The 14,631-nt window shown below is 26.1% G+C and carries 12 protein-coding genes and 1 pseudogene; 2 read left to right on the top strand and 11 right to left on the bottom strand.

Annotated features, from left to right (window positions below; translation table 11 throughout):
• Positions 1-121 (bottom strand): annotated as a pseudogene (locus tag BN7997_RS16460) (IS982 family transposase); the annotation flags it as partial.
• A gap of 233 nt (positions 122-354) precedes the next feature.
• On the opposite strand from BN7997_RS16460, the gene BN7997_RS11130 reads away from it, so the two are divergent.
• Entirely contained in the window at positions 355-819 is a 465-nt protein-coding gene (locus tag BN7997_RS11130; protein WP_071120853.1) for a DUF4358 domain-containing protein, read from the top strand.
• 388 nt (positions 820-1,207) lie between these two features.
• On the opposite strand, the gene BN7997_RS11135 is transcribed toward BN7997_RS11130, so the two are convergent.
• The 3 genes from BN7997_RS11135 to BN7997_RS11145 all read right to left on the bottom strand — a co-directional run bounded on the left by BN7997_RS11135 (position 1,208) and on the right by BN7997_RS11145 (position 4,836).
• Entirely contained in the window at positions 1,208-2,149 is a 942-nt protein-coding gene (locus BN7997_RS11135; protein WP_071121412.1) for an IS982 family transposase, read from the bottom strand.
• Between the two features lie 437 nt (positions 2,150-2,586).
• Positions 2,587-3,180 (bottom strand): rubrerythrin, encoded by a 594-nt coding sequence (gene rbr, locus BN7997_RS11140; protein ID WP_071120854.1) that lies wholly within the window; start codon positions 3,178-3,180, stop codon positions 2,587-2,589.
• Between the two features lie 378 nt (positions 3,181-3,558).
• Positions 3,559-4,836: a DUF389 domain-containing protein gene (locus BN7997_RS11145; RefSeq protein WP_083335100.1), complete on the bottom strand. Its 1,278-nt coding sequence runs from the start codon at positions 4,834-4,836 to the stop codon at positions 3,559-3,561.
• A gap of 827 nt (positions 4,837-5,663) precedes the next feature.
• Between BN7997_RS11145 and BN7997_RS11155 the strand changes: the two genes are divergently transcribed.
• A complete protein-coding gene (locus tag BN7997_RS11155; RefSeq protein ID WP_071119283.1) occupies positions 5,664-6,605 on the top strand; it encodes an IS982 family transposase in 942 nt (313 codons plus the stop codon).
• A 252-nt stretch (positions 6,606-6,857) separates the two neighbouring features.
• On the opposite strand, the gene BN7997_RS11160 is transcribed toward BN7997_RS11155, so the two are convergent.
• The 7 genes from BN7997_RS11160 to BN7997_RS11190 form a co-directional block, all read right to left on the bottom strand.
• Positions 6,858-7,304 (bottom strand): hypothetical protein, encoded by a 447-nt coding sequence (locus BN7997_RS11160; protein ID WP_071120856.1) that lies wholly within the window; start codon positions 7,302-7,304, stop codon positions 6,858-6,860.
• The gene (locus tag BN7997_RS11165; RefSeq protein WP_071120857.1) at positions 7,304-8,668 is read right to left on the bottom strand and encodes a rhodanese-like domain-containing protein; all 1,365 of its coding nucleotides are present in this window, start codon (positions 8,666-8,668) and stop codon (positions 7,304-7,306) included. Before BN7997_RS11165 ends, BN7997_RS11160 begins: the two co-directional genes overlap by 1 nt.
• 286 nt (positions 8,669-8,954) lie before the next feature.
• A complete protein-coding gene (locus tag BN7997_RS11170; RefSeq protein ID WP_071120858.1) occupies positions 8,955-9,635 on the bottom strand; it encodes a Type 1 glutamine amidotransferase-like domain-containing protein in 681 nt (226 codons plus the stop codon).
• Between the two features lie 71 nt (positions 9,636-9,706).
• Positions 9,707-10,897 (bottom strand): ATP-grasp domain-containing protein, encoded by a 1,191-nt coding sequence (locus BN7997_RS11175; protein WP_071120859.1) that lies wholly within the window; start codon positions 10,895-10,897, stop codon positions 9,707-9,709.
• Positions 10,898-11,033: 136 nt separating this feature from the next.
• Positions 11,034-11,786 carry an esterase family protein gene (locus BN7997_RS11180; RefSeq protein WP_071120860.1) on the bottom strand — a complete coding sequence of 251 codons (753 nt, stop codon included), beginning with the start codon at positions 11,784-11,786 and terminating at the stop codon, positions 11,034-11,036.
• A gap of 376 nt (positions 11,787-12,162) precedes the next feature.
• On the bottom strand, positions 12,163-13,476 hold the full coding sequence (locus BN7997_RS11185) for an amidohydrolase (protein ID WP_071120861.1): 1,314 nt from the start codon (positions 13,474-13,476) through the stop codon (positions 12,163-12,165).
• Positions 13,477-13,580: 104 nt separating this feature from the next.
• On the bottom strand, positions 13,581-14,627 hold the full coding sequence (locus tag BN7997_RS11190) for an ABC transporter substrate-binding protein (RefSeq protein WP_071120862.1): 1,047 nt from the start codon (positions 14,625-14,627) through the stop codon (positions 13,581-13,583).
• Between the last annotated feature and the right edge of the window lie 4 nt (positions 14,628-14,631).

The following is a 14,631-nucleotide window of genomic DNA, read 5'->3' on the forward strand; positions in this document are numbered from 1 at the left end:
TATTTCTAATACTTATAGGTATGATATCATTATATATATCATCGACTATTGTAAAAATTATAGTAAATAAATCCGTTAAATTTTCTACTTTCTGGATATAATAATTATTAAGCTCCAACACTGTAGTAACCCTCCTTTAGATTGGTGATAATCTTAGGGTACTATATTTGTTGGAGTTTTATTATTGTAAAATTTAACTAGCACAATGGATTATTTATGAAATATATATCTAAATAACTAGAAATAAGTTTTAATAATAATTAAGATATTGTTTCTTTTTTGAAGTTGATTTTTATTGTAGAAAATAGTAAAATTTATATAATTATTACAAATAAATATATTTTGGAGGATACAATGAAAAAATTAATAGCTTTATTATCATTAGTTTTAACATTAGGACTTGTTGGATGTTCATCTAAGTCTGAAGTTAAAGATATACCAGTTTCTGATATAAAATCAGCAATAAATAATGAAACACTTTTACCTATTCAACCTATATCTGATATAGATGCAAAAGAATTTTATGTATTTGAAAATGTTAAAGATGATATAAAAGAAGGCTTTGTTTTACGAGCTATGATAAATGTAAAATTACAAGATGTATTCGTAGTTAAAACAGATAATGTTGAAAAAGTAAAAAAAGCAATAGAAGAGTATAAAACTAACAATTTAAGACGTTTCTCTGATGGATACGGAGGAGAAGAAAATGCAACTGCTGTTGCTGATTCTATACTTGAAAGTGTTGGTGATTATGTCTATTTTATAGCTACTAATAATGCTAAGGATATAGAATCAAAAATATTAGAAATGATCAAATAGTACTTATTAAAATTATATGAGTATATTAATATTTTTTATATTGATATACTCTTTTTCAATATACTAATATATTACGAAATATATATTTATATATATTTTTCAATAAAATAATTATTTTTGAGCAATATATATCCATATCAAAAATAAGGATATATCGTTAGTGACATTAAATATTTTACTGACACATAGCTTAATCAAAATGAATTTTTTATAAATTTAAAGGTGGTGATATATTGGTATTTAGTAGCATAACATTTTTATTTTACTTTCTACCACTTGTTTTATTTTGTTACTATTTAATCTGTTGTGCTAGTTAAAATTATTTTCCAAATAAAGTAAATTGATTTTTTCAAAAACAATCTCCCATAAAGATTAGTATTTGTAAATATTAACCAAATACTAATCTTTTTATCTTAGCCATAGAATCATCATTTTTCATCAATTTATTTATTAGAAATGAAATATTATGAGCTAAAACTTTTATTGAGGTTCTAGTTATAAATCCTAGCATTGATTTACTTTTAACCTTATTTAAATTTAATTGTTCTGTTAATTGAGAAAAACTAGTTTCTATCCTTCTTCTAACTTTAAATAATAGTTGTCTTACTTCTTTTGGATAGTTATCTCTACTATTTGCCCTTTTTAAGAATAGCAAATCTATATCTCTTTCACCTTTTAATTCAGGCGTTAGCCTTTTGTTAATGTATCCTTTATCTCCGATTATAGAGATAGATCTATATTTATCGCATAAATCCCATACCGCATTTCTATCATCTATGTTTGCTGGAGTTATAACATAATCAGTTAAAAATCCATCTACAGTAGTAAGTGCATGAAATTTAAATCCGAAATAAGTTTCTTTTTTAGAAGCGCATATTCCATAGGAGGCTTCGCCTTTGAAACATTTACTAAAATGAGCTCTTCCAAACTCACATACAGGAATAGGCATACTATCTATAACTCTTATATTGTTAGAGTAAAGTTGCATAAATTCAGATATATATCCTCTTATTTTAGATATTACTAAATGTAAATTTCTTTTAGTTCTATTAAATCTAGTTCTATCTCCTAATCTTGGAAATAGTTCTTTATATTCTCTTTTTAATAAACTAAAAAATGATTTCTCTGAGTCAATAGTTAAAAGTTCTCCAACTATACTAATAGTAATTATCTCACTATCTGAAAGTTTGCTATCCTTAATATTACGTCTATTCATTATACCAATAGGTATAATTTCATTGTATATATCATCTATAATTACAAAAATATTTGTAAACAAATCTGTTAAATTTTCTAACTCCTGGATATAATAATTATTAAGCTCCAACATCATATAGTAAACCTCCTTTAAATTAGTATTGATAATCTTAGGTTGCTATATTTGTTGGAGTTTTATTATTGAAAAAATTAACTAGCACAACGAGTTAATTAAAAATAATACATAACCCACATATATTAGAACTAAAACTTTAACTTCTAAATTACTTAGTAGATAATGATATATGAAACTATTAACCATCTAACACCATTATTTAAAAACAAATTAGATATAAAAATATCCGTTCTACTTCTACACCTAATACATATTGAAACATCGGTATTGAAGTTACCCCTCCTAATTCAAGCTAATAACTAAGTTTACACTCTATTAAATCTTTATATTTAAACTTCATATAAATTTAAAGTCACTTATTTATTAATCACTTCTATATACTCCTTAATTACCTCATAAAAATACCCCGTCGTATTTTACGACAGGGTTTATTTTTAATTTCCAAAAGGAGAGTTAGAATATAATATAAAATAACCTTGAGGATGTTGACATACTGGACAAACTTTCGGAGCTTCTAATCCAGTATGAACATGCCCACAATTTAAACAAATCCATTGTTCTTCTTTATCGCTCTTAAATAAAGTTCCATCTTCTATCTTTTGAGCAAAATTTCCAAATCTATCTCCATGTATTTTTTCTATTTGAGCTATTTTATCAAAACTATTAGCTACAGCTAAAAAGCCTTCTTCTCTAGCAGTATTTGCAAAGCTCTTATAAACTTCTTCCCATTCTTCATATTCATCATGTTGGGCTGCCCTTAATGTTTGTGCTATATTATCAAATATTTCTACTGGATATCCACCATCTATATGTATAGTTCCTCCAGATAATTCCTTAAGATGATTGTAAAATACCTTTGCATGAGCTCTTTCTTGGTCTGCAGTATATAAAAAAGCTTGCTCTATTAAAGCTAACTTTTCACCTTTTGCTTGCGATGCACCAAAAGTATACCTATTTCTAGCTTGACTTTCTCCAGCAAAAGCTTTCATTAAATTTATTCTAGTTTTACTATCTCTTAATTGATTCATACCTACCTCCTAATGTATATACCCTAATACATATTTTTTAAATACATTTATTTTATTTAATTTAAAAAATGAGTCATTACACTAGTCATATATAAATAAAAATGTATTATACTAATTATATTAGTTATAGATGATAATAATGATAGTTTATTTATAAGATATTTTTTGTTTTATTTAACTTCAATTTATTAAAAAATCATTTTATTATCTATTTAGTTAATTATAAATATAATTCCTATTACAACAATACTTATAATATATGTAACTTTACCTGATTAAATACCCTTACTATATGTGTAGAGCAATTTCTAATTCTAACTAAATCCTTATCTATTATTCCTAATAAAAGTTCTAGTGATTTGGTAAATTTAAATTATGCTATATAGAATTCTCTATATAAACTTTTGCATCATCCGAATTTAACCTTACTCTAAACCAATTTTCAATATTATCAATATTTCTATTAATATTTTCACTATCACTATATATTATGATTACTGGTATATTTTTATCTTTATCTGTTTCTCCATCTACATAACCCATATACATATTTTTAATTTCCGGATATATAGATTTTAACTCATTAAATATAGCATTTTCGTTAACATTATTTTGATTCTTTTCAATGTCACTTGTATTATCAGTAGCAAAGGAATTTAAATTATTCTTTATATCATTTATATATTTTTCTAAGTTTGATATATCACTTCCATCTTGCTTTATTATTAATCTTTTACCTTCTAATCCATAGTAAGAAAGATTTTTGTTTAAAGTTTTCAAATCACTATCTGTTATAATATCTCCTACAGTAACTAAGGTTATAGTATTTTTATTTATACTTTTGCTTAATACATATTGTCTAGATAATTCTTTAGATATAAAATCATTTAAGTTTTTTTCATCTATAGTTTCTCTAATCATTAAAATAGCGGATATCATGCTCGGTATCATAACAATAATTGATGATATAAATATAAATTTTCTAACTCTATGTTGTTTTTCATAATCTACACTTTTTTTATGAGGTATGTTTAGTGCTTTCGTAACTATGAATGTTGATATAGCTATAAAGAAACAATTTATAAAAAATAAATATCCTGCACCTAAAAATATATTTGGTTGCTTTGTTGCTAATCCATATCCAACAGTACATAATGGTGGCATAAGAGCTGTTGCTATAGCAACTCCTGGTATTACATTACTTGTTTTAGTACGAGTTAAACCTATCATGCCAGCTATCCCACCAGTAAAAGCAATTATTACATCCCATATAGTAGGGCTTGTTCTTGCTAAAATCTCACTCCCCGCAGTAGTTATCGGTGTTATACTAAAGTATAAAGTAGATGTTAGTACACTTATTAAAATAGAAATTCCTAATATTCTAAATCCGTCCTTTAATAACTTAACATCATAAGTTCCTACCCCGTAACCTATTCCTATAATACTTCCCATAAGGGGTGATATTAGCATAGCCCCTATAATTACTGCTACTGAATTCATATTAAGACCTATAGAAGCAATAATTATTGCACACATTAGTATTATAAAATTAGAACCATGTACATTCATTCCTTCTAAAATATTTTCATATATCTCTTCTCCACTAGCTTGATTTTTGGTAAATTCATATTTAAAGCTATTTATACTAAACTTCACAAATTTATCCTCCTATACTACTATTTTCTTTAATAGCTTTTAACATATTATTAAAATTATGCATATCACTGTAAATGAAGTTTCATCCATTTAAATCTGTATTTTATAATTGACTCAAATATATAAAATTTAAATTTTATATAAATTTATGCTAGTATAATATTATAAAAATATTAATATCTATTAAATCATATCAATATAAAGGTATACCATTTTTTTACTGGGATAAGATATACATATATAAATTTATAGGAGAGTATTTATGGAGATTTTTATCACAATTATAATTTTTATGTTTTTAGCTTTGTTTTTAGCTAAGGCTTTAAAGAGATTTATTGTATTATCTTTGTTTATAACTTTATCAGGTATATTATATATACGTGTTAATTTAACATTTTTAGTTAGTATTATTTTAGCTGTAATTATATTAAAAGGATGTAAAGATACCTTATTTAATCTGAAAATGACTACTATGTGTATATTTAAACCTAGATATAAATTTAAAGAAAGGTTTCTCGGTAAGATGGTTAATGTTTTATTTGAACTTAATTTTACTATATTTGTTTGTATTTCTTATTTAACCTTAATTAATTATGTACCTTATCTTTTTGAAATTGATAATAAATTTATTGCTATAGCTTTTATAACTATATATCTTATACAATTTATAAAGAAAGTTATTTTTTCGAAGGGCTATTATTCAAATATATTTTTAACTTAGATTATATTAAATAACTCGTTGTGCTAGTTAATTTTTACAATAATAAAACTCCAACAAATATAGCACCCTAAGATTAGTAGCATTAATCTAAAGGAGGGTTACTATAATGTTGGAGCTTAATAATTATTATATCCAAGAAATTGAAAATTTAACTGATTTATTTACTATAATTTATACAATAGTTGATGATGTGTACAACGATATTATTCCTATAAGCATTAGAAATAGACGTAATATTAAGGAGTGTAAGCTTTCAGATAGTGAAATAATCACTATAAGTATAGTTGGAGAACTTCTGACTATTGACTCAGAAAAAGCATTCTTTAGTTTATTGAGCAGAGAATATATAAAACTATTTCCTAAATTAGGAGATAGAACTAGATTTAATAGAACTAAACGAAATCTACATGCTGTAATTAAAGAAATACGAGAATATATTTCAGAATATATTCAAGCGTATTCTAATAATATAAGAATTATAGACAGCATGCCTATTCCTGTATGTGAGTTTGGTAGAGCTCATTTTAGCAAGTGCTTTAAAGGCGAAGCCTCTTATGGTAGATGTCCATCAAAGAAACAAACATATTTTGGATTTAAGTTTCATGCACTTACTACAGTAGACGGTTTCTTAACTGACTATGTTATAACTCCAGCCAACATAGATGATAGAAATACAGTGTGGGATTTATGTGATAAATATAATTCTATTTCTATTATAGGTGATAAAGGATATGTCAATAAAAGGCTAACGCCTGAGTTAAAAGGTGAAAGAGATATAAATTTATTATTCTTAAAAAGAGGTAATAGCAAAGATAACTATCCAAAAGAAATAAGACAACTAATATTTAAAATCAGAAGAAGGATAGAAACCAGCTTTTCTCAATTAACAGAGCAATTAAATTTAAATAAAGTTAAAAGTAAATCAATGCTAGGATTTATAACTAGAACTTCGATAAAAGTTTTAGCTCATAATATTTCATTTTTAATAAATAAACTTATGGGAAATTATGATTCTATAGCTAAAATAAAAAGGTTAGTATTTGGTTAAAATTTACAAATACCAACCTATAATAAGGTATTATTTTTTGCGAAAAGCAATTTACTTTATTTGGAAAAATTTTAACTAGCACAACAGATTAAATAATATAAATCATATCGTCGTGTTTTACGACTTTTGTTGATCATTTTTAATTATATCAAGACATAGCACTTATTCACCATAATTTATATTTTCTCGATTTTTTAACAATATAAATTTAAATATAAAAATACCCCGTCATATTTTTTGACGGGGTTATTTTTATTGCTTAAACTTTTTATCTATAAGCCAAGTTACGAATAATACTAAAACCTGTATCATAAGTACTAATGCAAAAGCCATAATAAAATAATGATACGCTAGCATATTTATAAAATAACTGCTGCTCATAACTATATACAATATTAAACTAATTAATAAAGTCAATATAGATTGAATTTTAAAAAATCTATTTCTTTTACTTCTTAATGCCATAATAGCTAAAACTAAAAATATAGCTATGAAAATAATCAAAATAGTCTTTTGAGTATTTATATTGCTTTGTGAAAAAATACCATTTTCAAACTGATATCTTCTATAATAAACATGATGCATAACACCAGCTTTTTTATTAGTTAAATACTCAACTACAAAAGTTCCTATAACTATTCCAACTTGAATTATAAGAGTTAATATATATAATATCTTAACCCATAATTTATTTTTCATTATTTAGGTTCCCCTGTTTCTGTAGGATTAGAAGTATCATTACTCCATCCAATCCATCCATCACTGTATAATGAAGTATTATCAAATCCCATAACATTAGCATAAGTTAAAACTTCTGCAGCTCTCCATCCACTACCACACATAAACATTAAATGCTTATTAGTATCAATTCCTGCATCTTTCCATAAAGCTTTTATTTCATCTGCATTTCTCATAGTGTTGTCTATATTTCTATAGTCCTCTAAAGTTGTAGCACTAGTTCCTGCATAACCATATACAGCTCCTGGGATACGTCCTTTTTTATCGTGGTAGCTATATCCACTAATTTTACCTATATACTCATCCCAACTACGGTTATCTACTAATACATTATTTGAATCTTTTAACATTTCTTTTAATTCAGCTTGTGTATCTATTAAATCAGGATTTGCTGGTATTGTTGCTCCAAAATCATTTCCAGCTACTGGCTTATTACTCTTTGTTTCAAGTTCATATCCAGCGCTTGTCCAAGCGTTATTTCCACCATTTAATACCCTTACATCATTTATACCTATGTAACGAAGTACTACTGCAACTCTGTATGAAGCCATTACATCAGGACCTGTTACTATTACAGTATCATCCTTTGTAAATCCATAATCATTAGCAAACTTAGCTAACTCTTCATCACTTGCTAACATCCATTGTGGAGGTGGTTCTACTGTATCTGTATTTATATGAACACTAGTTGGAACATGTCCCTTAGAATATGCCTCTGATTCTTCTCCCCAACTTGCTTCAACTATTTTTATATTTTTTGAGTTTTCAAATGTTTCTGGTTTCTTACCATCTAAAATATCATTAACTATAGTTGCTGGTACTATCATTTCATAATTTTCATAGCTTTCCATTGGTAAACTTTCATCCTTAGCCCAATCAGCTACATTATATGTATATAAGTTTTTATAACCTTTTTCACTTAAATAGTTTGCAACTTCTTTTGCATCTTTTCCATTTGCGTCATATAACACTATGTTTTTATCTTTTTCTATACCTTTAGTTTCTAATGCCTTATCTAAAGTTTTTTCTTTGTCCTTAGAATCAACAGTTAGCCAGTTAGCTGAAAAATCTACTGCACCTTTTATATGCCCTCCTCTTTCAACTTCATCTAACTTCCATCCATTAAAAGCATCATTTATACGAGTATCTACTACAACCCAAGAATCATCTGATAACTTATCTTGTAATTCTTTTGTAGCTATAGTTTTTACTTCTATATCTGCTACTTTTTGATTTTCCTTTTCATTACTGCATCCTGCAAATAGAGCCATAGTTAAAACTAATGCAGACAGTAATGAAGCTTTTTTACTTAACTTCTTTATCATTTAACTCTCCTTTATGTTTATATATAATTGCATTTTGACTTTATAATTATATTTTAAATTTCAATATATGTATAATAGATTTTTTCTATAATATATTTTTTATTTATAGCTATTATCTATTTTAGTGTATTAGTTTTCTTATTATAACTTTAATATTATTATATGTATTTCTTATATTTATTATAATATTCTCATTATATATAATTAATTATATTAAGAATTAGATGTTTAAACTTAAGTAAAGTATTATAAAAATACCCTGTCGTATTTACCGACAGGGTATTTTTTAGTAGTAATGCTCTGGTACATCCCATTTTTGAGCATTACCTAATATATAAGCTTTTCCATCAATAACTAAAACTGCACCCTCATTAGTTATTGAGTAAACAGGCTTTTTCTTTTCTCTAATAAACCTTAATATACTTATATTTTGTAATTCTGTATTTTCAAAATGAACTTCTATATCAAAATCCTTAATTATATTTAATCCTATATAATATGAGTATCTCTCATAATCAGAGTCTTTAGTAATATGGTACTCTCTTATTTGAACCATTGCACCAGCACTAGTCCCAATCATAATTCCATTAAAATTTTCAAGTTCATGAACTAAATCATACTTTTGAAATTTTGCCATCATTTTATCTGGATAACCACCTGTAAAAAATAAAATATCACTATTTCTAATTTTTAATTTCATTAAATCTATACTATCTACAAATTGATTTATCCATTTAATATTATTTTCATTAATACCATAAGATAGAAATGGTGAAACTATATCTTTATAATGAGTTCCATATTCACTACTAAAAGCTCTATTCCAATCCTTTTCATCCTTTAGCCAATTATCATCATACGAAAATGGAATGATTAATACATTATGATTATCTTTTATTATATTTTTTAATATGCTATAGCACCAATTTTCATCAAAGTTGTTTAAACTAAGCAATAAGTTAACCATTGTATGCCTCCTGATTATAGTAAATCTCTAATATTATATACTATAACCTATAATTAAGTTCTCTATAATTGTTATATTTTTTCTGTAACAAGATTCATAATATTAAATAAATCATTTTCATCCTTACTTCTAGCTAACAATACTCTATCACCCATAGCTTCTGATAATACCTTTGGCACATTTACATCTACTAAAATTTTATCATTGTATTTATTCTTTACATAATCAATAGAGTTTTTATATTTTACTCCATCTCTTCTGCTTACATATCCTACAGAATATTTTCTATCTATATCAACGAAAGACTTATCATGAATTAGCATATCTGCCCAAATAGAATATACATCTACATCATAAGTATAATTTATAATATCAGGCATATATGCCCCTGGTGCTCTCATATTTACCTCAAGACCAACTAAATCTCCTTTTTTACCTAGACCTTCTTTATCTTCATCTAATCTAAAAAATTCAAAGTGAAAAAATCTACTTCTAGTATCAAAAGCTTTAACAGCTTTCTTTCCGATAGTTTCTATATCTCTATTTTTAATAGGTTGACAGTAAAATCTAGCTTCTTGCTTTTCATTTACACAATCCATTATAGAGCTTAGCATAACATGACTTGATGCTATTAAAACATTCTTATTTGAATCGGCTATACCATCAAATGTTTCAACATGACCTTTTATAAACTCTTCTATTATGTATACTACACTTTCATCTCTTTCATTAAAAAATCTACGAATATCATCTTCGTTATTTAACTTATATGTAGAGTTTGCTCCAACACCATTATCTGGCTTAGCTATTATAGGATATCCAACTTTGTTAGCAAAATCGATACATGATTCTAATGTTTTTACATAATCATATCTAGCAACAGGTATATTAGCTTTTTTATATACAGCCTTCATTTTTGATTTATATTTCATTGGAGACATATTCTCTATCTTAGTTCCTGTATTTACATTAAATTTGCTACGAAGAGTAGCCTCCATTTCTAGCCAATATTCATTTTGAGACTCTATCCAATCAATTTTTCCATATTTATTTTCATAGAACTTACATGCATTCTCAACTTCTTCAAAATTTTCAAGATTAGATACTTTATAATACTCAGTTACTGCATTCTTAGCCTCATTACTAATTAAGTTATAATCTTCATCGCCTATTCCTAATACATTAACTCCTCTTTCCTTTAGCCTTGAGCAAAAGTTGTGAAAATATAATGGAAAGTGTGGTGAAATAAATACAACATTCATTAAATTATCCCCCTTAAATTTATAATATTTTATTTAAAATTTATATTAGTAAAATAATACTTTAGAGTCTATTTTAATATCCTATTGTTGCTATCATAACTTAAAATAATATTTTATTAAATTTTATATATTATATCTATAATATTTTTTCTAGAAAATATGGTAACTGCACTCTCCACCAATCCCAATCATGGTTTACATCAGTTCCCCAGAAATCAACCCAAGCACCTATATTTTTATGCTCTAATATTTTTTTTAATTTATTTGTGCTATAAATCATTTCATCTTCCCATGCACCTTGACCACAACATATTACAATCTTATTTTTTCTATACTTGTCAACAAATTCATGATCATATGGCATACCCTCTATGTATTTAATAGGTGCATTTTTATAAACTAAATCATCACAATAGTCATAAAAAACAAAATCACTATCATAATAGCCACTAAGACCAATACATCCATCAAATATATCTGGTCTTCTAAACATAAAATTAACCGCATGAGTTGCTCCCATAGAGCACCCTGTAGTTAAAATTCCATTAGCATAGTATCCGTTACTATTTTTATTAATCTCAAATATTCTTGGAACCAACTCATCTACAATATAGTAATACCATTGTTCATGCATATATATTCTATGTCTTTTATCACCAAAAATATCAGACCAGCTTTCTTTATCTATACTGTCACAACAAAACAATTGAACTTTACCAGAGTTTATTAAATGTTCTATACTGTATACCATATTAAAGTTTTCAAAATCATAAAATCTACCATTTTGTGCTGGAAAAACTAAAATAGGTTTACCCCCATGTCCATATACTTTAAATTCCATATCTCTATTTAAGCAATGGCTGTATTCTTTAAAATACTCTATTTTCATCCAGTCCCCCCTAAACTATTTTTTAAATATAGGAAATTATAGCACAATACACTTATAAAAATTCTTATTTTTAAAATAAAATATTAATTTTATTTAAAAATTTTTTTATATGATAGATTGTAAATATAAGTGCAACTAGATATCTTTTCAATAGCGTATATATGTATATTCATAGTTTTACACAAATATACTTATGATATAATTTCATTGTACATAAAAAAGACATAAAAAAAGAATTATAACTTATATTTTTATAAGTATAATTCTCTTTTTTATTAAAACATGTTGTTGACTTATTGCTTAACTGATATCGTTTTTTTAGGATATTAAAAGTCCTAAGAAATATTTACCCACATATTATCTTTTTTAATCAATTTTATAGATTTTTAGCTAATTTATTTACTTTATCCTTTAATCCTAATAAATCCTTTCTTATTTTTGAAAAATCTCCACTTACTAATTCCTTATTTCTTACAACGATTTTACCATCTACTATTACTGTATGTACATTTGAAGGATTTGAAGAATAAACTATAGTAGCATAATAATCGTATATAGGTTGCATATTTACAGATTTTGTTTCAATTAAAACTAAATCTGCCTTTTTATCAACTTCTATAGATCCAACAATCTTATCTAATCCTAAAACTCTAGCACCACCCATTGTTGCCATCTCAACTATTTCATCTGATGGAAGAAGTGTCCTATCATTATTAAATAACTTATGTATCTTCCCAACTTGAGACATTTGACTTATTATATCTAATGTATTTGAACTCATTGGTCCATCTGTTCCAAGCCCTATATCTATACCATTTTCTTTCATCTTTAATATTGGACAAACTCCCTTTGCTCCTTTAGAGTTTGCAGATATATTATGAGATACTTTTGCATTTTTCTTTCTTAATATATTTATATCTTCATCATCAACTAAAATTGTATGAGCAGATATAAAATTATGATCTAAAATACCTAATTTATCTAAATATCCAACTGGAGTTAAATTATATTTCTCTTTACACATAGAAACTTCATAATCCATTTCAGCTACATGCATAGTAAAAGGAATATTGTATTTTTTAGATAAGTTATATGCTGATTTTAATGATTCATCACTATTAGTATAAATTGCATGTGGTGCTATTCCTGGAGTTATTAAATCGTCATCTTTCCATTTTTTGATAAAGTCTTTAGCATAATAAATTCCTCCATAAGGCTTTTCTGAGTCAGGAGATGGAAAATCAACTACAGTTTCACATACAATACCTCTCATATTCAGTTCTTTAGCTGCTTTTGCAACTTCATCTTCAAAGTAGTACATATCACAAAATGTAGTTACTCCTCCTAATAACATTTCAGATACTGCATATTTTGCTCCTATATAAGTTAATTCTTTATCCACTAACTTTTGTTCTAAAGGAAATAAGTATCTTTTTAATCTATCCTTATAATCATCTGCTAAGCTTCTAAATGGAATCATTGATGCATGGGTATGACAATTTATCATACCTGGCATTAATATAGCATCTTCACCATCTATTAAATTTACATCTTCATCAAATTCTTTTTCACATCCAACATAAACTATCTTATCATCTTTATATATAACCATACCATTTTCTATGATATCTTTATTTTGATTCATAGTAAGTATATTTACATTTTTTATCACTGTAGATTTACTATTCATATTTTCCTCCATTATTTAAAAAGGCTATTCAAAATTACTTTTGATATAGCCCTAATCTCTAACCTTTAAATTCTTTATTATTAATTTTATTTAATATTTATCCCTTAGTTCATTACTCTATTCCACTTGTTTATCCAATCATTCATTAAAGGATTTACAACTTTATAATCTATAGTTTTAGCATTTTTAACAATATCTCCGTAAGCTAAGTTTTTCGCATCCTCTTCATTTAATTTTACATCTGTGTTTATTGGAGCATCATTTAATGCTTTTGCAGCTCTTTCTTGTACTTCATCACTTAATACATAGTTTATGAATTCATAAGCTAAATCTTTATTTTTAGAGTTTGCATTTATATTTATAGTATTGAAGTTTAAGTAAGTTCCTGATTCAGGTATAACATTTATAACTTCTGGCTTAGCCTTTTGTATAGTTTCAAATGCAAAATCTGATGCTATAGCGGCTACTATTTCTCCACTTGAGAACATGTTAGCTAAATCGGATGACTTGCTATAAGTTTTTACAACATTTGGCTTTAATTTTTCTAATTCTTTAAATGCAGCTTCTCCGTTATCTTCAGTTATATCAACACCAGCTTTAGTTGCCGCTATATCAACTACTGCTGCCCCATTTGTAGTAGTTATATCTGGTATTGCTATTTTACCTTTTAATTCTGGCTTCCATAAATCTTCCCAAGAGTTTATTTCTATATTGCTAGTTGGGTCAACTACTATACCTATACTGTTTAAAGTGTAAGCTGGTCCATATCCATTTTCTACTGTATACTTAGCTTTTTCATTTATTTTTTGTGCATTTGGTATTTTAGAGTAATCTAATTTTTCAAATATACCTGCTTCTATTCCTTGCTCTGAGAATGATTCAGCTAAATAAGTTATATCTATATTTGAGTTTGGATTATTCTTCATTTTAGTTAATCTATCAGAGTTGTTTCCAACTTCTAAGACTACTTCTACTCCATGTTCTTCAGCAAAAGGTTCAAATATTTCTTTTTTTAATACATCTTCATTTAGTCCCCAAGTTGAAATTATAAGCTTGTCTGACCCTGCTGAGTTATCTTTTGCTTTACATCCTACTAAAAGTGATGCTGATAAAACTCCTGTTAATACTAATGATAAAATTTTCTTGTTCATCTGT

This window comes from Romboutsia timonensis (genome assembly GCF_900106845.1).
Classification (GTDB): Bacteria; Bacillota; Clostridia; order Peptostreptococcales; family Peptostreptococcaceae; genus Romboutsia; species Romboutsia timonensis.